The organism is Azonexus sp., from assembly GCF_047638095.1.
Lineage (GTDB): Bacteria > Pseudomonadota > Gammaproteobacteria > Burkholderiales > Rhodocyclaceae > Azonexus.
On the sequence record NZ_JBLJBW010000039.1, the window covers coordinates 1 to 21,911 of the forward strand.

At 58.6% G+C, this 21,911-nt stretch carries 24 protein-coding genes; 11 read left to right on the forward strand and 13 right to left on the reverse strand.

Features of this window, described 5'->3' with window-relative positions; translation table 11 throughout:
* Window positions 1-78: 78 nt before the first annotated feature.
* Window positions 79-399 carry a BrnA antitoxin family protein gene (locus ACM62Q_RS10205; protein ID WP_415036191.1) on the reverse strand — a complete coding sequence of 107 codons (321 nt, stop codon included), beginning with the start codon at window positions 397-399 and terminating at the stop codon, window positions 79-81.
* Complete coding sequence (locus ACM62Q_RS10210; protein ID WP_415036193.1) at window positions 359-637, reverse strand: BrnT family toxin; 279 nt, start codon at window positions 635-637, stop codon at window positions 359-361. The genes ACM62Q_RS10205 and ACM62Q_RS10210 overlap by 41 nt, the downstream gene beginning before the upstream one ends.
* A 138-nt stretch (window positions 638-775) precedes the next feature.
* Here ACM62Q_RS10210 and ACM62Q_RS10215 point away from each other — a divergent pair, with 138 nt between their 5' ends.
* The 5 genes from ACM62Q_RS10215 to ACM62Q_RS10235 all read left to right on the forward strand — a co-directional run bounded on the left by ACM62Q_RS10215 (window position 776) and on the right by ACM62Q_RS10235 (window position 4,479).
* Window positions 776-2,137 carry an ATP-grasp domain-containing protein gene (locus ACM62Q_RS10215; RefSeq protein WP_415036195.1) on the forward strand — a complete coding sequence of 454 codons (1,362 nt, stop codon included), beginning with the start codon at window positions 776-778 and terminating at the stop codon, window positions 2,135-2,137.
* Complete coding sequence (locus tag ACM62Q_RS10220; protein WP_415036197.1) at window positions 2,134-2,736, forward strand: YHS domain-containing (seleno)protein; 603 nt, start codon at window positions 2,134-2,136, stop codon at window positions 2,734-2,736. The genes ACM62Q_RS10215 and ACM62Q_RS10220 overlap by 4 nt, the downstream gene beginning before the upstream one ends.
* Window positions 2,733-3,707: an L-histidine N(alpha)-methyltransferase gene (gene egtD, locus ACM62Q_RS10225; RefSeq protein WP_415036199.1), complete on the forward strand. Its 975-nt coding sequence runs from the start codon at window positions 2,733-2,735 to the stop codon at window positions 3,705-3,707. Before ACM62Q_RS10220 ends, egtD begins: the two co-directional genes overlap by 4 nt.
* A 188-nt stretch (window positions 3,708-3,895) precedes the next feature.
* Window positions 3,896-4,171, forward strand: a complete 276-nt coding sequence (locus ACM62Q_RS10230; protein ID WP_415036201.1) for a YlcI/YnfO family protein — start codon at window positions 3,896-3,898, stop codon at window positions 4,169-4,171.
* On the forward strand, window positions 4,168-4,479 hold the full coding sequence (locus ACM62Q_RS10235; protein ID WP_415036203.1) for a type II toxin-antitoxin system RelE/ParE family toxin: 312 nt from the start codon (window positions 4,168-4,170) through the stop codon (window positions 4,477-4,479). Before ACM62Q_RS10230 ends, ACM62Q_RS10235 begins: the two co-directional genes overlap by 4 nt.
* Window positions 4,480-4,573: 94 nt before the next feature.
* On the opposite strand, the gene egtB is transcribed toward ACM62Q_RS10235, so the two are convergent.
* From egtB to ACM62Q_RS10290, 11 genes are all read right to left on the reverse strand, one after another.
* Window positions 4,574-5,800, reverse strand: coding sequence for an ergothioneine biosynthesis protein EgtB (gene egtB / locus ACM62Q_RS10240; protein WP_415036205.1), 1,227 nt, complete (start codon window positions 5,798-5,800; stop codon window positions 4,574-4,576).
* A gap of 69 nt (window positions 5,801-5,869) precedes the next feature.
* Window positions 5,870-6,694, reverse strand: a complete 825-nt coding sequence (locus ACM62Q_RS10245) for a secretin N-terminal domain-containing protein (protein WP_415036207.1) — start codon at window positions 6,692-6,694, stop codon at window positions 5,870-5,872.
* 13 nt (window positions 6,695-6,707) lie between these two features.
* Window positions 6,708-7,826: a cell division protein ZapE gene (gene zapE / locus ACM62Q_RS10250; RefSeq protein WP_415036209.1), complete on the reverse strand. Its 1,119-nt coding sequence runs from the start codon at window positions 7,824-7,826 to the stop codon at window positions 6,708-6,710.
* Window positions 7,827-8,010: 184 nt separating this feature from the next.
* On the reverse strand, window positions 8,011-8,301 hold the full coding sequence (locus ACM62Q_RS10255) for a type II toxin-antitoxin system RelE/ParE family toxin (RefSeq protein WP_415036211.1): 291 nt from the start codon (window positions 8,299-8,301) through the stop codon (window positions 8,011-8,013).
* On the reverse strand, window positions 8,294-8,539 hold the full coding sequence (locus ACM62Q_RS10260; RefSeq protein ID WP_415036213.1) for a type II toxin-antitoxin system ParD family antitoxin: 246 nt from the start codon (window positions 8,537-8,539) through the stop codon (window positions 8,294-8,296). The genes ACM62Q_RS10255 and ACM62Q_RS10260 overlap by 8 nt, the downstream gene beginning before the upstream one ends.
* A 211-nt stretch (window positions 8,540-8,750) precedes the next feature.
* On the reverse strand, window positions 8,751-9,134 hold the full coding sequence (locus ACM62Q_RS10265) for a DUF3597 domain-containing protein (protein ID WP_415036215.1): 384 nt from the start codon (window positions 9,132-9,134) through the stop codon (window positions 8,751-8,753).
* Window positions 9,135-9,344: 210 nt separating this feature from the next.
* Window positions 9,345-10,625 (reverse strand): mechanosensitive ion channel family protein, encoded by a 1,281-nt coding sequence (locus ACM62Q_RS10270; protein ID WP_415036217.1) that lies wholly within the window; start codon window positions 10,623-10,625, stop codon window positions 9,345-9,347.
* Entirely contained in the window at window positions 10,622-11,899 is a 1,278-nt protein-coding gene (locus ACM62Q_RS10275; RefSeq protein WP_415036221.1) for an RsmB/NOP family class I SAM-dependent RNA methyltransferase, read from the reverse strand. The genes ACM62Q_RS10270 and ACM62Q_RS10275 overlap by 4 nt, the downstream gene beginning before the upstream one ends.
* 3 nt (window positions 11,900-11,902) lie before the next feature.
* The gene (locus ACM62Q_RS10280) at window positions 11,903-12,988 is read right to left on the reverse strand and encodes a DUF3108 domain-containing protein (protein WP_415036223.1); all 1,086 of its coding nucleotides are present in this window, start codon (window positions 12,986-12,988) and stop codon (window positions 11,903-11,905) included.
* Window positions 12,989-13,158: 170 nt separating this feature from the next.
* On the reverse strand, window positions 13,159-14,283 hold the full coding sequence (gene alr, locus ACM62Q_RS10285; RefSeq protein ID WP_415036225.1) for an alanine racemase: 1,125 nt from the start codon (window positions 14,281-14,283) through the stop codon (window positions 13,159-13,161).
* A complete protein-coding gene (locus tag ACM62Q_RS10290; RefSeq protein ID WP_415036227.1) occupies window positions 14,280-15,182 on the reverse strand; it encodes a LysR substrate-binding domain-containing protein in 903 nt (300 codons plus the stop codon). Before ACM62Q_RS10290 ends, alr begins: the two co-directional genes overlap by 4 nt.
* Window positions 15,183-15,352: 170 nt before the next feature.
* On the opposite strand from ACM62Q_RS10290, the gene lplT reads away from it, so the two are divergent.
* From lplT to ACM62Q_RS10320, 6 genes are all read left to right on the forward strand, one after another.
* Complete coding sequence (gene lplT, locus ACM62Q_RS10295; protein ID WP_415036229.1) at window positions 15,353-16,603, forward strand: lysophospholipid transporter LplT; 1,251 nt, start codon at window positions 15,353-15,355, stop codon at window positions 16,601-16,603.
* Window positions 16,604-16,629: 26 nt separating this feature from the next.
* Window positions 16,630-16,932 (forward strand): monooxygenase, encoded by a 303-nt coding sequence (locus tag ACM62Q_RS10300; RefSeq protein WP_415036231.1) that lies wholly within the window; start codon window positions 16,630-16,632, stop codon window positions 16,930-16,932.
* Between the two features lie 72 nt (window positions 16,933-17,004).
* The gene (locus ACM62Q_RS10305; RefSeq protein ID WP_415036233.1) at window positions 17,005-18,210 is read left to right on the forward strand and encodes an efflux RND transporter periplasmic adaptor subunit; all 1,206 of its coding nucleotides are present in this window, start codon (window positions 17,005-17,007) and stop codon (window positions 18,208-18,210) included.
* A gap of 3 nt (window positions 18,211-18,213) precedes the next feature.
* A complete protein-coding gene (locus tag ACM62Q_RS10310; protein WP_415036235.1) occupies window positions 18,214-19,437 on the forward strand; it encodes an ABC transporter permease in 1,224 nt (407 codons plus the stop codon).
* Entirely contained in the window at window positions 19,430-20,122 is a 693-nt protein-coding gene (locus tag ACM62Q_RS10315; RefSeq protein ID WP_415036237.1) for an ABC transporter ATP-binding protein, read from the forward strand. The genes ACM62Q_RS10310 and ACM62Q_RS10315 overlap by 8 nt, the downstream gene beginning before the upstream one ends.
* Before the next feature lie 274 nt (window positions 20,123-20,396).
* Entirely contained in the window at window positions 20,397-21,869 is a 1,473-nt protein-coding gene (locus tag ACM62Q_RS10320) for a hypothetical protein (RefSeq protein ID WP_415036239.1), read from the forward strand.
* Window positions 21,870-21,911: the final 42 nt, after the last annotated feature.

A 21,911-nucleotide genomic window follows, 5' to 3' on the forward strand; every position in this document is an offset into this window, starting at 1 on the left:
CAAGCCCCTGTCATAACCGATTGATTGTGAACGACTTTCTTTTAGGGTTTACGACATCTGCGTATGCGATAGCTCTGTTCATTTCGCGTGCGCCTTGTGCGCCTCCACGTAGGAGCGCAAAACAGCATTCATGCGCGACTGATACCGCTTACCAGTATCTTTGAAGAACTCCAGCACCTCAGCATCAATGCGCAGCGTGATTTGCTTTTTGGCGTGCGGCAATACCGCTGCGGTCTTTGTCCAAACGGCATCAGGCAGGTTAGGCGCGTCGCTGTAGTCGATTTGCTCATCAGGCATCGAGGCCAAAGCATCCAGCCGTGCCTTTTGCTCGGCGCTCAATTGCGGCGGCTTCTTGAGATCAAGAGTTCGCTTCACGATATTGTTTTCTTTCGTCGGCATTTGCTTTCCTCGCAGAGATAAGGCGAACGGTGTCTTCATGTCGAATGGTATAGACCACATACAGGATGGCGGAATAAGCAAGGCCAATCGTGGCCCAGCGATCTTCCCCATAGTCCTCGCGTCCGTCGTAGGTTTCAATCCGCCCGGAGTCGTAAAAAACAAGCTCGGCATCCTCGAAAGAAACGCCGTGCTTTTTCAGATTTTGTGCCGCTTTGTCGGCGTTCCACTCAAGTTCCATTGCGGTTTTATTGTAATTCCGTTTTGTAGTTACACCAAACGTTGGCTCTCCGGCCTTGCTTCATCAACGCGACAGAAATTCTGACCTGCTTTATTTAGCGAACGCTTATAATCCGGGCTCATTTTTTTCCAATTCCCGATGACTGCCTCTCCGACCACCCTGCTTTTGTTCAATTACGACTGGGACCGTGCGGGGTTTGCCCGGCAGGCCTTGGGGTGTCAGGAGAAAACGCGGGGTTTTGCCGAGGCGGGCTTTGATTTGTTTCGCTTTCCCGACAACACGCGCCTCGCCTGGTTCGATATGGCGCGCATGGTGGATCGGCTGGCGCGGCGGGCGAAAAAATCTGGCTGGCGGGCGGTCATCTCCAACCACGAACAATTTGGCGCGCTGACGGCGGCGCTGCTTGCACAACGCATGGGTTGGCCGGGAACGGCACCACAGGCGATTATTGCTTGCCAGCACAAGCTCCACGCCCGGCATGTGCTGGCTGAGGTTTGCCCGGAAGCGAATGTGGCGCACGGTTTGATCGATGCCCCCTATGGTGCGCCGATTCCTCCTGGGCTGCCTTATCCAGTTTTCGTTAAACCAATCAAGGCTGCGTTTTCTGTGCTGGCGCGAGAAGTTAAAAATGCCGAAGAATTGCACGCCCACACCCGCTTTGGCTGGGGCGAACGCTGGATCATCGAACATCTGGTCGAGCCTTTTGAGCGTATTGCCCGCAGTTATCTGCCGCAAGCCGGGACGGCGCATCGACTGATGTGGGAAGCCCCCAGCCAGGCGGCGCAATTCAATCTCGACGGCTATGTCTTCAAGGGGCAGGCAACCAAGATTGGGGTGACTGATTCCATCATGTACCCCGGGACTCAGGCTTTCATGCGCTTTGCCTACCCGAGTCGCCTGCCGGAAAACGTGCAGCAGCGCGCCCTGGATGTGGCAGCCCGCTTTCTTGCCGCCGTCGGTTTTACGCACGGCGTGTTCAATATGGAGTTTTTCTACGATGCCGTGAGCCAGCGTTTGAGCGTGATCGAATTCAATCCGCGTATGGCTTCGCAGCTGGCGGATTTGTATCTGCGCGTCGAAGGTATCGACCTCTATGCCGTGCAACTTGCACTCGCACATGGCGAGGATCCCGCGCAGTTACCGCGCCTTACGCCGACCGCAGGTGCCGCAGCGAGTTTTGTTTATCGCAGTTTCGACCCTCAGCGCTGCCCGCCCCCGCCCAGTGCGGCCCAGCACAAAGCATTTGCACAGCAGTTTCCGGATGCTTTCTTGCTCAATTTCCCCAGCACAGCGCAAGGTCGCGCCCGTGACAACAAGTGGCTGGGTAGTCATCGCTATGCCATCGTGCATCTCGGCGGGCGCGACGAAAACGCGCTGCGCGAGCGCTGTTTGCAGGCCAGCGCCCTGTTCGGCTGGCCCGCCCCCTATGCTGAAAGCGCGCCGCTACCGGCCGCATCGAAAGAACAAATTTTTACTGAGTTTCTTGGAGAAACCCCATGAAAACCGCCCTCCTCACCTCGTTTTTTCTACTTGGTTTAAGCGGCTGCGGCCTCGTGGTGCAGAACCCGAGCAGCGCCTATTCACCTGTCAATGCCCAGTCCAGCGCCGAGAGCTCACGTTTGATGCTGCAAGGCTACGATGTCGTTGCCTATTTCACTGACAATCAAGCGCGCCAGGGAGATAAGGCGCACCGCAGCCAATACGCGGCCACGGATTTTTATTTTGCCAGCAGCACCAATAAAACCTTGTTTGACGCCAGCCCGGAAAAATATCTGCCGCAATTCGGTGGTTTCTGCGCCAACGGCATCCTCTACGCCATTCCTATGGGCGGCGATCCTGGGTTCTGGCGCATATATGACGAAAAACTCTATATTTTTGGCAGCGAGCGCTCGATCAAGGCCTTTGAACTCGATCGCGAGCGCCATTTGCAGCTCGCCCACGCCTATTGGAATGATGAAATTGCCGGGCATAACAGCGTGCCGCGCCGCTATTGGCGCATGCTGTGGCGCGTGCCGCACTACAAGAGCAGCCAGCAGATCATCGATGAAGTGAGCGCCTGGGAAGCGCGTCAAGGTACGCAACAAGGTCAGCCACAATGAGCGCAGCCTTGCGCCCGCATCTGCTGGAGTTGCATCAACTCGATCATGCTGCACTACGTGCTGAATTGGCGGCGGGTTTGCTTGCCCCGGCGGCGCGCATCGCCCCCAAGTTCCTTTACGATCGCCTGGGGTCCAGTCTGTTCGCTGCCATTACGGAAGTTGACGAGTACTACCCGACACGCACCGAAGCCTGGATTTTTCAGCATTACGCGGATGAAATTGCCGCCTGTATCGGCCAGGATGGGACTTTGATCGATCTGGGGGCTGGCAACTGCGCCAAGGCGGCCAGCCTCTTCCCTAAGCTTAGGCCGCAGCACTATGTTGCCGTCGATATTTCCGTGCAGTTTTTGGCTGAAGCTCTGGCGTATTTGCAATTTCGCCATCCCGAAATTCGCATGAGCGGCATCGGCTGCGATTTTTCTCGCCATCTACAGTTGCCGGAATCTCTCGCTAGCGGGCCGCGCACCTTGTTTTATCCCGGTTCCAGCATTGGTAATTTCATGCCGGACGAGGCCCTCGCCTTCTTGCGCCAAACCCACGCGGCTTGCCAGGGCGGCGGGCTCTTGATTGGTTTTGATCTGGTGAAAGAGCAATCCGTTCTGGACGATGCCTACAACGATTCGCTGGGCATTACCGCGGCCTTCAACCTGAATCTCCTCAAAGTGCTGCGCAGCGAGTTGGGCGCAAGTTTGAAAATCGGCCATTTTCGCCACATCGCTTTTTTCAACGCCGCCGAAAGCCGTATCGAAATGCATCTGGAAGCGCGCCGTACCAGCAGTATCCGTTGGGGCGACGGCGGGCAACCGGCAGAGCGCCATTTTGTGCCGGGTGAGCGCATTCACACCGAGTACTCCCATAAATACACGCAAGAAAGCGCCAGCGCCCTGCTCCACGCTGCCGGTTTCAAAAAGCTGCGCTGGTGGCAGGACCCGCAAAACTGGTTTGCCGTGTGCTGGGCGCAAGGCGAGTAAACGCAAGGGCAGCCAAGTTTCTGGGGCTCCATCGGGGCCGACCGTCGTTTTTCGTCAAGCGTCGGCGTCGAGTCTGAAGCGCCACACCAGAAGATGGATTAGATCACCCCATTTCCCTTTTTTCCTGCTTGCTTGACTGGCAAAATATTGTCATACTGCATTGCAAATGCAACGCATGGGACGCTTCAATGAAAACTGCCACGATTCCTTCTTTGCGGGTTGATCCAGAACTGCGCCGTTCTGCAGAAAGCGTTTTACACGAAGGAGAAAGCCTGTCAGGTTTTGTCGAGCAAGCGATTCGTCAGACGGTCGCCCAGCGCCAAGCCGAGCAAGAATTCATCGCACGGGGGCTGAGGTCTCGCGATCAGGCAAGGCAGACCGGGGGCTATGTTGAGGTTTCTGCCGTACTGAATCGGCTCCAGGGGATGCTTGATCAGGCCAGGTCGGGTAAATCCTCAGCATGACCTATCGGGTTCGTTTTACCCAAGAGGCCGAGGCAGACCTGGTCAGGCTGTATGAATTCATTCTTGAACGGGATGCCACCGATTGGGCGTTGGCAGAGCGGGCGCTGGAGGTGATTCGTGCGGGCATGGTCGCTCTGGAGCAGATTCCTTTTACGTGCCGCAAAGCGGTGACCGATTCACCGTTTTTGCGTGAGTTGCTCATCCCATTTGGCGCAACCGGCTATGTCGCGCTTTTTGAAATTGACGATACCGAGACGGTGACAGTATTGGCGGTGCGTCATCAACGTGAGAGTGACTACCACCAATAGCTTTGGCAGTCAGCAAGCCATCGGAGCCGCAAGACCATGGTTTCGCAGGGGCGCACGGCGTGCGCCTGGCTACATATAAGCTTTTTTACCGGTTTTAACGCGCCAAGCGGATGCCGGAAAATTGCCAGGTGGCGTTGGCGGGAAAGAAATTGCGGTAGCTTGCGCGTATGTGGTTTTCTGGCGTAACGCAGGAACCGCCACGCAGCACATATTGATTCACCATGAATTTCCCGTTGTATTCCCCTACCGGCCCGGCCACCGCCTGAAAGCCGGGGTAAGGCGAATAGGATGAGGCGGTCCACACCCAGGCGTCGCCGTACATTTGCTGCAAACCGTCTTGGCTCGCGGCCTCCGGGTGATACACAGCGCGATCGGCAAAATGCCCGGTAACGGCGAAATTGCGTGCTGCCGCCTCCCACTCCGCTTCATTTGGTAGGCGCGCACCGGCCCAGCGCGCATAGGCATCGGCTTCGTAATACGAGACATGCACTACGGGGCGGTTGGGGTCGAGTGCGGCCAGCCCACCCAGGGTGAATTCCTGCCAGCCCGTCGCCGCATCGCCGTGCCAATAGACCGGGTGCGCGCGGCCTTCGCTCTGCCGCCAATTCCAGCCGTCGGATAACCAATACAGCGGATCTTCATAGCCGCCGGCGGCAATAAAGGCGGCAAACTCCGCATTGCTCACCAGGCGTGAGGCAAGTTGATAAGCTTCCAGCCAGACACGGTGGCGCGGGCCTTCGTTATCGTAGGCAAAATCTTTTCCGGCGTGACCGATGTCTACCAAACCCCCCGGAAAATCTATCCAGGCCAGAGGGCTCGCAGTTTTTGCCGGCGGCAAGGGGGCGCGGTAGCCGGGGTAAATCGGGCTGCAGGAAAAAAGGTGCTTAAGATCGGTGAGAAAAAGCTCCTGGTGCTGCTGTTCGTGGTGCAAGCCCAGATCCACCAGTGTCAATACCTCGTCCGGGGCGTTTTCCAATAAACGCAAGATGCGCGCATCGACCTGCTGGCGATAAGCATAAATATGGGCCAGCGGCGGACGCGTCAGCAAACCCCGGCGCGGGCGCGGATGCTTGTCGCCGACCGTGTTGTAATAGGAATTGAAAAGCACGCGAAACACCGGCTCAAAAGCCTGATAACCCGGTTCATGCCCTTCCAGTACCAGGGTTTCAAAAAACCAGGTGGTGTGTCCCAGGTGCCATTTGCTCGGGCTGGCATCGGGCATCGACTGCACGCAGCAATCCTCTTCACTCAAGGGGGCCGCCAGCGCCTCACTGCGGGCGCGGATAGTGCGATAACGGGCGATGACTTCAGTGCGTTCCATGTGGTTTGCCTCCTTGAAAGTTAGGTCAATGCTGCAGCCAATAAAACCGCTGCCAAGGTGAAGAAAACCTTATTGCGCCAGATCGACCTTCAGCCAGATCGAACGCGCTTCGCTCCTTTGCGCCGTGCCGACGCTGAAACCGCCGCCCTGGCGCTGCATGCCTTGGTGGCTGACGCCGCCAAGTTCGATCCATTCCCCTAAACGCCCGCTGACCGTAGTGGACAGTTCCTGCGTGGTAATCGCTGCAGGGGCATCTAGACGATGGGACTTGGTTTGGCGATCGATCTGGCGCGCATTGTGTTGGCTGATATCGAGTGTCACCCCTTCACCATGCAGACGGGGACGGGCGTAAAAACCATTGCCGACGTCGTGATAGACGATGCCTTCCTGCACCACCGCCCCGCCGGGGCCGATCACCGCCTGCCGCAAGGGCAGCGGCAGACTGCGCCCGACCTGAATGAAGGCTTGCCCGCCATCGACCACCTGCACTCGCTGCGCGCTGTTTTCGCCGCTAGCGCTACGTGTATCCCACACCTCGCCGCGCGCCTGCACGCTGTTGTGTCGCCCCATGAGCACTTGCCCGGAGGCAGCCGCACCGCGCGCTTCCTGTGTCTGTTGACGATCGAGTGCGACCTCGATCACCAGGCGGCGCACCGGCCGATCAATGGCCGCCAGCGCCCGTTTGATGTCGGCCCGATTGGCGGGCGAAGCACGCAAAAACAGCTGGTTATTCATGCCCGTCAGCGTGCCGCCGGGTTCCACCAAGGGCAATAAAACCGGCAGCACTTCATTCACCGTGCGACTTTTCAGCGGAATCACTTCCAGTTCTGCAATGGCCAGGCTGCTCCAGAGAAAACAGAGCAAACACAAGACGTTACGCAAAAAACAGCTCACGGGTGTTCTCCGGTTAAGGGGCGACGATATGCGCCTCGGCGAGATAGGCGCGCGAGTTCATCTCGGTCAGGCGGCTCACCGTGCGGGTAAATTCCGTGGCCTGCGTACCCTCGGTATAGAGCGCATCGGCGGCACATTCGGCGGTTGCGATCAATTTCACTTTGCTGTCGTAAAACACATCGACCAGCCAGGTCAGGCGGCGCGCTTCGGAGGCCTGATGCTGCGTCAGGCGCGGAATGCCGGAGAGCAGCACGGTGTGATAGGCGCGGGAAATTTCCAGATAATCATTTTGCGAGCGCGGCCCGCCGCACAGGGTGCGAAAATCAAACCAGACCACGCCATGCGCGCGGCGCAACGTAGGGATTTCACGTTCCAGAATCGTGATCTGCCCACCGGCCTGTCCGGCCTCGCCGGCAACCGTTTGAAAGTATTCCAGCATCCGCGCCTCGGACGCCGCATCGGCGGGATAGTGGTAAATCTCCACCTGCTCCAGCGCCCGCAAGCGGTAATCGATACCGGCATCCACTTCATACACGTCGAGATGTTTTTGGATGAGCGCAATCGCTGGCAAAAAACTTTCCCGATGCAAACCATTCGGATAAAGCCGCTGCGGCGGATAGTTCGAGGTCATGACGAGCACCACCCCCTGACTGAAAAGCCCTTCCAGCAAGCGCCCGAGAATCATCGCGTCGGCAATGTCGGAGACGTGAAACTCATCGAAACACAATAAACGCACTTCCTTGGCAATGGCCGCAGCCACCTTTAGCATGGGATCAGCTTCACCCTTGTACTTTTCCAGATCGCGGTGAATCTGCTGCATGAAGGAGTGAAAATGCAGACGTTTTTTGCGCCGGTAAGGCACTGATTCGTAAAAACAATCCATCAAAAAACTTTTGCCGCGCCCGACCCCGCCCCAAAAATAGACGCCCTGCGGCGGTTTGGGCGGCGACAACAAACGTTTCAAGGTGCTGCCGCGTTGCACCTTGAATTGCAGCAAATTCTCATAAAGCGTTTGTAAGGCTTTGGCGGCGCGCAGCTGCGCCGCATCGGCGACAAACCCTCGGTCAGCGAGCAGGTTTTCATAAGCATCGAGCATGCCGCGCTGCGGCACATTGAGTTTGCGGTAAGCCATGGGAACGAAACAGATTGCGAAAACGCGTATTTTCGCACAGCGCGCGCAGACTGACGCCAAGCTACGCCGCCATTGGCATCTTCATCTCTTACCTACCCAAAGCGGCGTTAATTTCCTCGGCCCAGAATCCTGCTGACCAGCTGCTTGCCGCCGGCCTGTCGCCCTCCCCCCGCCGTAGCTTTTGCTACAGATGACGCGGCACATCCATGCGTTCGTGCAGGATCCGGATTATGGCAATGTCATAGTTCGTGATACGAAAGTAAATCATGTGCCGCTCAACACCATGGCGTCGGTAGCCCGGCCGGATGGGGTCGCAAGCGGGGGCCATTTTCGGGGATTGGGCCAATTCAGTGAATGCTCTTGTCAACCTATCGGTGTAGCAGTTGGCCTGTTCCAGGCTCCAGTGCTGGGCGGTGTAAATCCAGATAGCCTCGAGATCACGCTCGGCCGCTGGGCTGAGGCGATATTCAGCCATGTACAGCCATCATTTTTTGCTTGAATGCTTCGGCGTCGAAACGCTTGGGCTCACCGCTGGCTTCTCCTTCGATCAGTGCAGTTCGAATGGCCTCCATTTCAAGGCTGCGCTCTTGCTCGCGCCGGATCAGGTCGCGAATGCATTCACTGTCATTGGTGTAGTGTCCGGCGTTGATGTGGGCTTTAATCCAATTGTCTTGCTGGTCGGTCAAGGTAATGGTCTTACGGACGGTTCCCATGGCGTACCTCCTATGTCGGGTGCAGCATTGATTTTCATACTATTGGTGCATTATTGCGCAAATCGCGCTTCCACCAAAACTTAAAATGAAAACGCCTACAGACCGAGTTCAAGACACTGGCGCTCAAGCGTGTGACGGACTCGAATCACCTGCACTGACGCAAACAGCCCGCCGAAGCGGGCTGTTCATTCCTTGCTGATTTACCGAAAAATTACAGCAATTCTTTCGGGATGTTGCCGCCGTTGTCGGCCAGTTTTTGCAGCACGGTTTTATGCAGCCACATGTTCATCTGTGCCGAATCGCCCATTTTTTCTGCCGGACAACCCAGTTCGCCGGCCAGTTCTTTGCGCGCTGCCAGGCTGCTATCCAGGCCCAAGAGTTTCATCAAATCGACGATGGAAACCTTCCAGTTCAGTTTTTCCGCATGTTTTGCCGCCATCGCTTCCAACTGCCCTACCACGTCCACTACGCTGATCGCCACCGGCGCAGCCGCAACTGCTGCCGGAGCAGCCGCCGGAGCCGCAGCGGCCGGTTGCTCTGCTGCTTCAGCCTTACCAAAACCCAGTTTCGACAAAATATTGCTGAAAATACCCATGGTGTGCTCCTTTATGAAGAATGATTGGTTTGTTGGCGGCCTGCTGGCGGTAATGCCCTATGAGGCGCGAACGAAGCGCATGGTAAGCCGGGAGGGGCGGTTTGTTTGTAAAGAATCTTGCTGTTTTGTATTCCACTCAGCACAAGAACGCCTTCGTCTTACCCGGGCAAGCCAATCCACGCAAACCAATGCCAGCAAAATGCGCCCGCATCACCCCGACAGCACCCTCACCTCACGCTGCGGGAAGGGAATTTCGATGCCTTGGGCTTTGAAACTACGCCATATTTCGAGATTGACGGCGGAAAGCAGGTTGGCTTTGCCATTTTCTGGGTCGGCGATCCAGAAGCCGAGTTCGAGGTCGATACTGCTGTCGCCAAAGGCGACCAGAAAGGCCGCCGGTGCTGGCGTTGATAAAACCCGGGGCTGTTTTTGGGCGCAGGCGAGCAGAATTTGCAAGGCCTGTTCGACGTCGCTGGCGTAGCCGACACCGACGCGGGTAACTAGCCGCTGGCGTGGGTCGCTCAGAGTTTGGTTTTGCACGGTGGAGGCGATCATGGTTTCGTTGGGAACGATCGATTCGATGCCGTTGCCACCGCGAATCACCGTGTAGCGTGTGGTGATTTCGCTGACCGTGCCGGTTTCCGTGCCGATTTGTACGATGTTGCCGATACGCACCGCCCGCTCGAGCAGCAAGATGAAACCGGCCACGTAGTTGGCCGCAATTTTTTGCAAGCCCAGGCCCAGGCCAACCCCCAGCGCGCCGGTAAAGACGGAGAGCGCGGTAATGTCGATGCCAAAGAGCGACAAAGCCACCAGCAGGGCAAGGACTGTCATCACAGCTTTCACCACGCGCACGGCGACCAGACGCAAATTACCATCGAGGTTCGCCGCGCCCATCAGGCGGTTTTCGATCAGGCTGGATAGCCAGAGCGCCCCCATGACGGTAAAGAAAACCGTGGTCAGCGCATGGACGACCATCCACACATTGAATTCGCGCCGCCCCAGGCGAAACTCGACCTGTTCAAATAAATCAATGAGATGCGGGGCCAGATCCGTGATGTAAAGCGCCAACCACAGCCAAACCAGGGCGCTGATCAGGCGCTCGCCTTGCGCCAGCCAGTGCGCATCGGAAAAAGAATGGCGCAGGATGAACACCACCATGCGCACCAAGGCGAGCGCCGCCAGCAAAGGCAGTGCCACCCCCAAAAGACTGACGGCCATGAAGGGTTTGAGCACGACTGCCGCCACCCCCACCAGAATGGAAGCCAGCAAGGGAAAAACCAGGCGCTCGCCCATTTGGCGCAAGCGTAACGGGGCGCTGTTTTGACTGCGCCGCCAGCGTAAATAGCGATAGGCGAGAAAATAGGCCAGCCCCAGGCAGAGCAGCAAAGCCAGCAGTTGCCAGATGAAATCCGGGGCTTCTACATCGCGGCGCAGCTGTTTCAGCTGGGCGAGAATCTGCCATTGTCCGCCGTCTAACACGCCATTCATGTGCGCCGCTCCAGTACGGCGGCAAAGAAACCATCGGTGTCGTGCACATCCGGGCGCAGGCGCAGTGACTCACCCGGCAATGGCTCACCCGGCAGCACGATGCCCTGGCGCGCCAGAATTTCTGCGGCGGACAAGGGGAAAAACTCTGGATGCTGCGCCAGAAAATCAGCCACGACTGCGCCGTTTTCTTCTTCGAGCAGGCTGCAGGTGGCATAGACCAAACGTCCGCCAGGACGCACCAGGCTGGCCGCTGCCGCCAGAATGGCGGCTTGTTTGGCGCGCAGTTCGTCGATGTCCCTTGCCTCTTGCCGCCATTTCAAATCCGGGTTGCGGCGCACGGTCCCCAGGCCGGAGCACGGCGCATCGACCAGCACACGATCCATTTTTCCGCTCAGGCGCTTCACCCGGCTGTCGCGCTCGTGCTCGATGCGCACCGGATGCACATTCGACAAGCCGGAACGGGCCAGGCGCGGCTTGAGCTTGCTCAGGCGTTTTTCCGACACATCGAAGGCATAGAGCCGCCCGGTATTCCGCATCTGTGCGCCGATGAGCAGGGTTTTGCCGCCGGCTCCGGCGCAAAAATCCGTCACCATCTCGCCGCGCTTGGCTTCCAGCAAAAGGCCCAAAAGCTGGCTGCCTTCGTCCTGCACTTCTATGTCGCCTGAAAGAAAAAGCGGCTGACGGGCCAGCGCCGGTTTGCCGCGTAGCCGCACCGCAAGCGGCGAGAGCTGGCCGGGCACGGCAGAAAAGCCAGCTTCGGCGAGTTTTCGTAAAACATCTTCACGCGTGCCGTGCAAAATATTGGTGCGCAAATCAAGCGGTGCCGGGCGGCTCAAGGCCTGTGCCAAGGCAACTACCTCGGCCTCACCGTACTGCGCCAGCAGGCGTTCGTACAGCCAATCCGGCAGATCGCAGCGCAGCGCCGGCGGCAAATTTGCCGTATCGAACGTTGGCAAGGCGGCCAGCCATTCTTTTTCGCTGCTTTTGATGACGCCGTTCAAATCATCGCTGCGCCAGCCGCGCGCCAAAATCAAAGTCGCCAGGACCCGCTGCCGATGATCCGGCTGGGCGCTGCACGCAGCTTCCAGGCTGCGCCGGCGGCGCAAAAAAGCAAATACGGTTTCGGCAACGAAAGCGCGGTCGGCGTGGCCTAACTGCCGGTTTTCACGAAAATAACGCGACAAAACGGCATCGGCCGGGTGCTCGAAACGCAACACCTGGGCAAGTACGCTTTCGGTTTGCTTGAACAAGGCGGGGGTAAGACGATATTTCATTATTTACTCATTTTTTGGCGTGGCGGTGTCCGCAGAGGCAGGCGCAAGTGGCGCATCAGCCAACTCAGCATTCATTTTGCTTAAAAGCTGGCTGTAGCTGTCCCCTTTTTTATCGGTGAAGCGGATTTTAACCGGCAGACGCCGGTAATCGAGCGCCAACCAGATTTCAGTCAGGGTTTCGCCTGCCGCGCGCAGGTGCAGGGTGCGAAAAACACCGGCCGGGGTGGTGAGATTTTCTTCCCCTAAGGCGTCCAGCGCATAGCGCTCGTATTTTTTGCCGGTGACGACGCCGATCTCTACCCCCTCTTCCAGGCGCGGCAAATACGCCAGCTGATAATTGAGCGAGAGCACATCCTGGCTGCCCGCCTTGAGCGCGTAGCGGCGGGGATCGCGCTGCAAAAAAATGACTTCATTCGCCGCCCAATCGAATTCGGCATCTTCGCCACGCGGCTGACCGTTACGCAGCACGCGAAACGTTTCTGGCTGCAAGCCCTGGGGTCCCAAACGGCCACGGCTTTCGTGTTCCTGGCGCAAAGGTTTGAAAAAGGCCGCCAAACCGCTGGTTTCGATACGCGAGTTCAGCTGATAACTCCCGTCTTCCTCAAAGCGCCAGCGATGCTCGGCGCGCCCGATCTGCATACCCAGCGATTCCTTGATGACCACAAATTCAAGCCGCCCCTCGCCAGGCAGCAGGGCGGAAAACGCCGCTGCGGGCGGTGTTTTTTCGTGCTCGGGGGTGGCCGCCGTTTCCATCCGCTCGGGCGCGGGATGATTTGCTGACTCGGGGGCCGTGGCGGAAACGGTGCTTGCTGTTTTCTCGTCCGCTGTCGCTGCACTGGTGATGATTTCTTGCGCCGATTTTGTCGCAGTTTTGGGGTCTGGTTTGGCCTGTGGTTTTTCTTTTTTTACCGGGCGCTCAGCCGCAGCCATCTCGGCTAAAGGCGGCACCAAGGCCGCTGGCGGGCGAATTTCTGCGTGCAAAGACGGGGTTTCCGGCGGCTCGCCGAACATGCCGAAATCGAAGCTCAACAGGGCCAAACCATGCAGCAGTAGCGAGAAAAAAACAGCAATGATCAGCACATGTCGCATGATGATTCCGTTGCTTTATGGGGGTTGAAATACCTCACACCTCGCCACCTGCAGGCACTGAACTTCTGCTTCAGCGCTTGATTCGACTCGGTAAAATTTCAAACTCCGTTCAGGTAAGCAAGGCCCTTGGCCGAGCCCGGGGCGAGCAATTCATGCGCTGGCGCGCCAGTTCAACAGCTGCTTTCCTCTGCGGCCAAAACCACCGGAACACGTGGTGAAAGCGCACAAAAAAGTTCGTAGGCAATGGTGCCGGCGGCGGCAGCGACGGCTTCGGCCGGCACTTTTCCGGCCTCCCCCGGCCCCCACAGGGTCACCGGGCTGGCCAAACCGGCTTCCGGGATATGGCTGAGATCACAGGCCAGCATATCCATGGAAACGCGCCCCAGGGTGCGGCTCATGCGCCCGGCCACGGCGATCGGAGTGCCGGTCGGGGCGGAGCGCGGGTAGCCATCGGCATAGCCGCAGGCAACGATGCCGATACGCATCGGCTGCTCCGCCGTAAATAAACCGCCGTAACCGACGCGCTCGCCGGGAGCCAGGTGCTGCACGCCGATGATGCGGCTTTCCAGCGCCATGGCAGGCTGCAAACCCATGCTCTCCCCCAGTTGATCGGCAAAAGGGCTGGCACCGTAGAGCATGATGCCGGGGCGCACCCAGTCACCGTGAGCCTCCGGGTGGCGCAAAATGGCAGCCGAATTGCCCAGGCTGACCGGGCCACGCCAAACGCCTGCCAACAAGCGAAAACGCGCCAGCTGCCATTTCACGCCGAGCGCATCGTCGGCATTGGCGAAATGGGTCATCAGGCTCAGGTTGAGGCTGGGGATTTTTTCCAGGCTGGCCCAGGCGCGCGCCAAGCTGTGCTCGTCAAAGCCCAGGCGGTTCATGCCGCTGTTGATTTTCAGGTGCAGATTCAGCGTGTGTTCCGCCGTGGCGTGGGCAGCCAGCATTTCAATTTGCTCCACACAATGCACCGCAGTGTGCAAATCGTGGGTAACGACATGGCGCGCATCGGCCTCGTTGAAAACACCTTCGAGTAAGAGTAAAGGATGTTTGAAGCCGGCTTCGCGCAGCGCCAGCGCGTTTTCGCATTCAAGCAAGGCAAAACCGTCGGCCACCTCGCGCAATGCCTGTGCCACCCGCAGCTGGCCATGGCCGTAAGCATCGGCCTTGATGACCGCCCAAGCGCGGGAATCGGGCGCTTTTTCTTTGCACAGGCGGTAGTTGTGGCGTAATGCCTCGGGAAAAATACGCGCGCAGATCGGGCGCGAAGACGTCGTGGGATGTAAAACGTTCATGCGGCCTGCTCTTTCAATTTGCGGCGGGCAAAATCGATGAAGGTCGATAACAGCTTCGACTGAAAACGATCGCGCGGATGAATCAGGTGCAAATCGCGCTGCAACACCGGCGACAAGGCGATGCCGACCAGGCGGCCATGTTTTATTTCCTGTTCGGCCACGGCGCGCGACACGATGCTAAAACCCAAACCGGTCGCCACCACGCCTTTCAAGGCTTCCGGGCTGCCCAGCTCCATCTGGGTTTTCAGGCGTTCCGGGGCGATGCCTTGGGCGGCGAAATAGGCATCGGTGATTTCACGCGTGCCGGAACCCGGTTCGCGCGAAATAAATTCGTAATCGATGAGCTCGGCCGCGCTGAGTTGCTGGGCTTGCGCCAGCGGATGATCCGGCGCGCAGATCACCTGCAATTCATCGGTACAGCAGATTTTGCTGGCCAGGGCCGCCAATTTGCCGGGAGCCTCGATCAAGCCCACGTCGAGACTATTGGCGGCGACCTGATTTTCGATATTTTCAGAATTGCCGACGATCAAGCGTGCCCGCACTTGCGGATACAAGGCATTGAATTCGCCCAATACGCGCGGCAGCAAAAACTCGGCTATCGTCGTGCTCGCCCCGACCAGCAGCACCCCGCGCATTTCGCCGGTCAGTTCGCCCATGCGCTGATCCATTTCATCATTGAGCGCAAGAATTTTTTCGGCGTAGTCGTAAGCCAGCTCGCCCGCCGCCGTCAGGGCGATACTGCCGTGGCGGCGCTCGAACAAACGCGTGGCGTATTGCTCTTCCAGCTGCTTGATCTGAAAGGTGACGGCAGGCTGGGTCATGAACAAGGCGTCTGCCGCCTTGGTGAAACTCAAATGCCGGGCAACGGCATGGAAAATCTGTAGGCGCCGGTCGGCCATGGCGCACACTCCGCAGGTTGGGAAGGGGCGTATTCAACCACAGTCTACGGCCTTTCTTATCAAGCGCTTGTTTTTATAGGCTTTCAAAAATGGCATAACAGGCTTTTTCGGCGCGTTTTCGCAGTCGTGGTATAAACCACGCCGAAAGTAATAACCTCGGGGTTTTCTTCGTGCCATTCGGCTTTTACATCATCATGGCCGCGCAATTTTTTTCCGCGCTGGCCGATAACGCTTTGCTCATCGTCGCCATTGCCGCCCTGCGCGACATGCAGGCGCCGACCGAATACGAGCCCTTGCTGAAAACCTTTTTCACGGTTTCCTACGTGGCGCTGGCGGCCTTCGTCGGCCCCTTTGCCGATTCCATGCCCAAGGGGCGGGTGATGTTGATCAGCAACACGATCAAGATTTTCGGCTGCGCCCTGATGTTTTTCCATGTACACCCCCTGCTCGCCTACGCCGTGGTCGGCCTGGGTGCAGCGGCTTATTCGCCGGCCAAATACGGCATTCTCACCGAATACCTGCCGCATCGCTTGCTGGTCGTGGCCAATGGCTGGATCGAAGGTTTGACGGTCGGGGCCATCATCCTCGGCGTGGTGATCGGCGGCACCTTGATCCGCCCGGGGCTGACCGACCCGGTACTGGCGCTCGGCGTACCGTTCATGGATACGCCCAGCGAAGTCACCATCGTGGTCATCGCCGTGCTTTATTTCATTGCTGCGGCCTTCAATCTTTACGTGCCGCACACCGGCGTGCCGGATAAGCCACTGCGCAAAAATCCCTTCTTTCTCATCCACGAATTTAAATATTGCCTGGCCTTACTCTGGCGCGATCCGCTCGGTCAAATTTCGCTGGCGGTGACGACACTCTTCTGGGGCGCGGGGGCGACCTTGCAATTCATCGTCATCAAATGGGCTGATAGCGCGCTCGGCATGGGCTTGACGCAATCCTCCATGCTCCAGGGCGTGGTGGCGATCGGCGTTGCCGCCGGGGCGATTCTGGCAGCCAAATTCATTACCTTGCGCACCTCCGTCAAGGTGATTCCGCTGGGCATTGCCATGGGTATCGTCGTGCTCGCCATGAATTTCGTGCACCACACCCATCTTGCCGTGGTGTTATTGATTCTGATCGGCGCACTTTCCGGCTTTTTTGTCGTGCCGATGAACGCGCTCTTGCAGCATCGCGGCCATATCCTGATGGGGGCAGGACATTCGATTGCCGTGCAAAATTTCAACGAAAATCTATCCATCCTGGTCATGACCGGCCTCTATTTCCTGATGATCCGCGCCGATTTGTCGATTTACTGGGTGGTCAGCCTGTTTGGGCTTTTCGTCAGCGCCCTGATGATCCTCATTCGCCGCCGTCACTTCGCCAATCAGCGCCGGCATGACGATGTGCAGTATCTGGACGACAGCGGGCATTGATTTCAACCACCACGAAAAGAATCCGCATGCCTTACCTGCTTCAAGTCGATTTCCCCTACTCAGGCCCCTGGGGCGATGAAATGAGCGCCGCCCTGCGCGAGTTGGCACAGTCGATTGCGCAAGAGCCCGGCTTACTCTGGAAAATCTGGACAGAAAGCCAGGCGACGGGTGAAGCCGGTGGGGTGTACCTGTTTGCTGATCGCCCCAGTGCGGAAAATTACCTCGCCATGCATAGCGCGCGTCTCGCGGAATTCGGCATTACGCCTGTACGCGCCAGAATTTTCTCGATCAACAGCGAACTTTCTGCACATAACCGGGCTCCGCTCTGATCCTTTGCCGCGCACGCAAAAACCTGTGCGAACGGGTAACATGGCGCATTTGCATATAAGCACAATCTAATCATGTCGTTTCGCCGCCCTCGCAGCTTTTTGCTGTTTGCCCTGCTACTCGTGCTATTGGCGCTGCTGGCGTTCGGCCTGACACGCCTGTTCGGACCCCGGGTGCACACCTTGAGCGTTGATCAAGGGCTGATTCGTCAGGCGGTGGTCGCCAGCGGCAAGGTGCGCTCGCCGCAGCGCAGCGAACTGGCAGCGCAGATCAGCGGCCAGGTGCGCGCAGTGAACGTCGTGGAAGGTCAGGCGGTCCGCCCCGGCGAAGTTCTGCTCATTTTGGATGACCGCGAACTGCGGGCGGCACAAAGCCAGGCGGCGGCACAGCTGGCCCAGGCCGATTTGCGTCTGCAGCAATTACGCCAGCTGGTGGCCCCGCTCAATCAGGAAAGCCGGCGGCAAGCCGAGGCCACGCTGACGCAAGCCAAACAGCAGTTTCAGCGGGTTGAAACCTTGGTCGCGAAGGGGTTTTACAGCCCCAATCAGCTTGATGACGCACGCCGGGCGCTGACCGTGGCCGAAAGTCAGTTTGCCGCCGCCAACTTGCAAGCCAGCAGCAATGCGCAAGGCGGCAGCGATTATCGGCTGGCCGAAAGCGCCGTTGTCCAGGCGCGCGCCGCGCTCGCGCTGGCAGATGCTCGACTGGCCTACACCACGTTGCAGGCGCCGCGTGCCGGCACGATTTTGAGCCGCCTGGTGGAACCGGGAGATAGCGTGCAGCTGGGCAAAGTCTTACTCACTCTGTCTCCGGAAGGCGACACCGAGCTCGTCGTGCATATCGACGAAAAAAATCTGCGCTGGCTGGCCCTGGGACAAAACGCCCAGGTTTCCGCAGACGCCTGGCCGGATCAGCACTTTGCCGCGACGATCAATTACATCGGAGCGGCGGTCGATCCCTTGCGCGGCTCGGTCGAAGTGCGCCTCGTGGTGGCGCAAGCCCCGACTTATCTGAAAGAAGATATGACCGTGTCGATCGACATCCGCACCGGCGAAAAACCCGATGCCCTGCGCCTGCCGCTGGATGCTTTGCGCGGCAGCGCGGGCGAAAACTGGGTGCTGGTGCTGCGCGACGGTGTCGCCCAGCGTCAGGCGGTCACCCTGGGGCTGCGCGATGCCCAATTCTGCGAAGTCAGCGAAGGTTTGACGGCGGGTGAGTTGCTCATTCCAGCGCGTGAAAGCACGGTTCTTCCGGGCGACCGGGTGCGGGCCAAACGCTAAATCATGCGTCCCCTGCCCGCCTGGCTGCCCTTTGAGTGGATCGCCGCTACCCGTTTTCTGCGCGAAGGGCGAGCGCAAACCCTGCTCATCATCGTCGGCGTGGGCGTGGGCGTGGCCGTAATCGTTTTCATGTCGGCCCTGCTCACCGGGCTGCAAAGCAATATCGTCAAACGCACCTTGAGCGCCCAGGCGCACCTCGTCTTGCTGCCCCCGGAAGAAATCGCCCGTGCCCAAGGCGCTGCGCACGCCGCGCTCATCCAGCGCCAGGCGCAGCGGCTGCGCTCCATCGACCAATGGCAGGCGATCCGCACCCGCCTGGAAAACCTGCCAGAAATCGCTGCCGTCTCGCCGGTGGCTTCCGGCCCGGCCTTTGCCGTGCGCGGCGATGCCAACAAAGCCATTACCCTCTACGGCATCCTCCCGGAAGAATATATTCAGGTGATTGATTTACATAACAAAATCGTTGCCGGAGAATTGCGCACCCATGCCGGAGAAGTGGTCATCGGCATCGAGCTGGCGCGCGAACTGGGGGCCAGTCTGGGCGACAAACTGCGCATCAAAGCCAGCAGCGGCGCGACCGACACGCTGACTATCGTCGGCCTGTTCGATTTGGGCAATAAAACGGCGAACAGCCGCAACGTTTATGTCGGCTTACGCAGCGCGCAAAACCTGCTCGATCTGATTGGCGGCGTCTCGCATATCGATCTTGCGCTGCGTGACATGTACGGCGCAGAAATACTCGCCCAACGTCTGGCCGGCGAAACCGGGCTGGTAGCCGACAGCTGGATCAAAACCAACAGCCAATTTTTCACGGCGCTCAATTCGCAGCGGGTTTCGAGCAATTTGATCCGTTTTTTCATTGCCCTCTCGGTGGCGTTTGGCATCGCCAGCGTGCTGGTGGTTTCCGTCGTGCAGCGCGCCAAGGAAATCGGCATCCTGCGCGCCATGGGCGCAAGCCAGGGGCAGATTCTGCGCACTTTTTTGCTGCAAGGCGGCATCGTCGGCCTGCTCGGCTCCTTTCTCGGTTCTCTGCTGGCCATGGGCTGCTTGATGGTGTGGCGCATGCTCGCCACCAACCCGGACGGTACGCCGATGTTCATGATCGAAGTGCCGCCCGCACTGATACTGGTGACGGCCGCCGGGGCCAGCCTGGTCGGCGTCCTGGCGGCCCTCTTGCCCGCCCGGCGCGCAGCGGGGCTCGATCCGGTGGTGGCCATTCGTGGTTGAAGTTCTCGGCCTACGCGGCATCCGCAAAAGTTACCCGAGCGGCGATGGGGAAACGGAAATTCTGCACGGCATCGACTTAAGCCTGCAAGCCGGGGAATTTGCCGCCTTGATCGGCCCTTCCGGTTCGGGCAAGAGCACCCTGCTCAACCTGATTGGTCTGCTCGATCGCCCCAGCGCCGGCGAATTGGCGATCAGCGGCCACGCCACCCACGCCTTGCCGGAAAACGCCCTCACCCGCTTGCGCGGGCAGCATATCGGTTTCGTTTTTCAGCACCATCTCTTGATTCCCGCCTTCAGTGCGCTGGAAAACGTGATGATGCCGCTATTGGTCGAACGCGGCCGCCCCGATGCGAACATGCATGCCCGCGCCGCCGAACTGCTCACCGCGGTCGGTTTGCAAGAACGCCTGCACTATCCCGCGAGCAAGCTCTCCGGCGGCCAGCAACAGCGCGTCGCCATCGCCCGGGCGCTCGCCATGCGCCCTGCCCTGGTGCTGGCCGACGAACCCACCGGCAACCTCGACACCCACACCGCGGACAGCATTTTCGCCCTGCTGCGCAAAATCAATCAGGAAGACGGCACCAGCTTTCTCATCGTCACCCACGACCCGCGCCTGGCCGAACGCTGCGACCGCATCATCGAACTGGTCGACGGGCAAATCGTTGCGGACCGGGAGAATCCGTAACACCCAGGCGGATCATGACGGTCTTGGGCTTGAAGCCATTGGCGTAATCGATGCGTTCGGCAGTGCGTTCATGCGGGCGTGCATTGAGAAAATGGACTTTGAAAAAATAGCGTTTATGCTTATGCGCCCGATGGGCATCCCACGCTCTCAAGAAAGTGCTGCTCGCCCTGAATTATTCCGAGCCGACCTTGATCCTCATCTGCCACGCCAAGCGGCAAGATGCTCTAGGCAGCGGGCAAAACGCTGAAAACTGAACACCAGGAACTGAAAAATAATGGACAAATTCCAGGAACTCGTCGCCAAGCTGCGCGAAATTTTCCAGATCGACCGCCCGGAACTCGACTTCGGCATCTACCGCATCCTCAACGCCCGCGCCGGCGAGATCAGCGACTATCTGCAAAACCGGCTGGCTGACAAGGTAAAGGCCGCCCTCTGCGCCGGCAGCGCCGCCAGTGCGCAACAACTGCAGGTCGATCTCGATGAAGCCCTCAAGCAAGCGCTGGCGCTGGGCGCGAATCCCGATGATCTGCCCAAAGTCAAAGAACTGCGCGCCAAGCTCAAAGACGCCACTGCCGGCAGCAACGAGCACGAAAACGCTGTGTTCTCCCACCTGCTCACCTTCTTCTCTCGCTACTACGAGCAGGGCGACTTCATCAGCCAGCGCCGTTACAAGGGCGACACCTACGCCATTCCTTATGCGGGCGAAGAAGTGCTGCTGCACTGGGCCAACAAGGATCAGTACTACACCAAGAGCGGCGAGAATTTCAGCAACTACAGCTTCAAGTTAGACGACGGCAGAACGGTGCATTTCCGCCTCGCCGCAGCCGACACCGCCAAAGACAACCGCAAAGACAACGACAAAGAGCGCCGCTTTGCGCTGGTGCAGGCCAAAACCCTCACCCGTGTGGATGACAACGGCGACGAGTACCAAGAAGACATCCTGCCGGTAGAAGAAGTGACGGGCAGCGACGGCGCAAAAGAATTGATCGTGCGTTTTGAATACGCCGCCCAGCCCAAGGGCACCAAGCAAGACAAACTGGTGAATGACGCCGTAGCCGCCGTGCTGGAAGATGCCGCCGTCAAAGCCCGCTGGCTGGCTTTGGGCAGCCGCGCCCCCACCGAGAAAAACCCGCAGCGCAGCCTGCTGGAAAAACACCTCACCACCTACACCACCAAGAACACGGCGGACTACTTCATCCACAAAGACCTGGGTGGTTTCCTCCGGCGCGAGCTGGACTTCTACATCAAGAACGAAGTCATGCATCTGGACGATGTGCAGAACGCGGGCGCATTTGCGGACATCGAAAAGAACCTGCGCATGATCCAAACCTTGCGCAGCATCGCGCTGGAACTGATCACCTTCCTGGCGCAGTTGGAAGACTTCCAGAAGAAGCTGTGGCTGAAAAAGAAGTTTGTGGTGTCCAGCCACTACTGCATCACGCTGGATCGGGTACCGGAAGCGCTGTGGCCGGAAGTGGTAGCGAACGCGCAGCAGTGGGCGCAGTGGAAACAGCTGGGCGTGTGGGATGGCGATGCGCCGGGAACGCTGGAGGATTTGAAGGCTGGGCTGTATCGGATGGTGGATACGAGTTTGTTTGCTGCGGAGTTTAAGGCTGGGTTACTAAAGCATGTGGCGGATTTGGACGTATCAACAGATGGTGTGCTTGTTCATAGTGAAAACTTTCAAGCGTTGGCCTTCTTGCGGGAAAAATTGAGCTTCCCCCGAAATTTAGTCTGCCAAGGGTGACCTAAAATTAGCGTTACTTTTGGAAGGCAAAAAATGAAAATA

Coding starts and splice junctions, on each gene's coding strand:
- ACM62Q_RS10270 (WP_415036217.1), bottom strand. CDS start 10,625: ATGAATGGCGTGTTAGACGGCGGACAATGGCAGATTCTCGCCCAGCTG.
- ACM62Q_RS10210 (WP_415036193.1), bottom strand. CDS start 637: ATGGAACTTGAGTGGAACGCCGACAAAGCGGCACAAAATCTGAAAAAG.
- ACM62Q_RS10265 (WP_415036215.1), bottom strand. CDS start 9,134: ATGGGTATTTTCAGCAATATTTTGTCGAAACTGGGTTTTGGTAAGGCT.
- ACM62Q_RS10260 (WP_415036213.1), bottom strand. CDS start 8,539: ATGGGAACCGTCCGTAAGACCATTACCTTGACCGACCAGCAAGACAAT.
- egtD (WP_415036199.1), top strand. CDS start 2,733: ATGAGCGCAGCCTTGCGCCCGCATCTGCTGGAGTTGCATCAACTCGAT.
- ACM62Q_RS10215 (WP_415036195.1), top strand. CDS start 776: ATGACTGCCTCTCCGACCACCCTGCTTTTGTTCAATTACGACTGGGAC.
- ACM62Q_RS10290 (WP_415036227.1), bottom strand. CDS start 15,182: ATGGCCGACCGGCGCCTACAGATTTTCCATGCCGTTGCCCGGCATTTG.
- egtB (WP_415036205.1), bottom strand. CDS start 5,800: ATGGAACGCACTGAAGTCATCGCCCGTTATCGCACTATCCGCGCCCGC.
- zapE (WP_415036209.1), bottom strand. CDS start 7,826: ATGGCTTACCGCAAACTCAATGTGCCGCAGCGCGGCATGCTCGATGCT.
- ACM62Q_RS10235 (WP_415036203.1), top strand. CDS start 4,168: ATGACCTATCGGGTTCGTTTTACCCAAGAGGCCGAGGCAGACCTGGTC.
- ACM62Q_RS10310 (WP_415036235.1), top strand. CDS start 18,214: ATGCGTCCCCTGCCCGCCTGGCTGCCCTTTGAGTGGATCGCCGCTACC.
- ACM62Q_RS10205 (WP_415036191.1), bottom strand. CDS start 399: ATGCCGACGAAAGAAAACAATATCGTGAAGCGAACTCTTGATCTCAAG.
- ACM62Q_RS10305 (WP_415036233.1), top strand. CDS start 17,005: ATGTCGTTTCGCCGCCCTCGCAGCTTTTTGCTGTTTGCCCTGCTACTC.
- ACM62Q_RS10280 (WP_415036223.1), bottom strand. CDS start 12,988: ATGCGACATGTGCTGATCATTGCTGTTTTTTTCTCGCTACTGCTGCAT.
- alr (WP_415036225.1), bottom strand. CDS start 14,283: ATGAACGTTTTACATCCCACGACGTCTTCGCGCCCGATCTGCGCGCGT.
- ACM62Q_RS10320 (WP_415036239.1), top strand. CDS start 20,397: ATGGACAAATTCCAGGAACTCGTCGCCAAGCTGCGCGAAATTTTCCAG.
- ACM62Q_RS10230 (WP_415036201.1), top strand. CDS start 3,896: ATGAAAACTGCCACGATTCCTTCTTTGCGGGTTGATCCAGAACTGCGC.
- ACM62Q_RS10300 (WP_415036231.1), top strand. CDS start 16,630: ATGCCTTACCTGCTTCAAGTCGATTTCCCCTACTCAGGCCCCTGGGGC.
- ACM62Q_RS10255 (WP_415036211.1), bottom strand. CDS start 8,301: ATGGCTGAATATCGCCTCAGCCCAGCGGCCGAGCGTGATCTCGAGGCT.
- ACM62Q_RS10275 (WP_415036221.1), bottom strand. CDS start 11,899: ATGAAATATCGTCTTACCCCCGCCTTGTTCAAGCAAACCGAAAGCGTA.
- ACM62Q_RS10220 (WP_415036197.1), top strand. CDS start 2,134: ATGAAAACCGCCCTCCTCACCTCGTTTTTTCTACTTGGTTTAAGCGGC.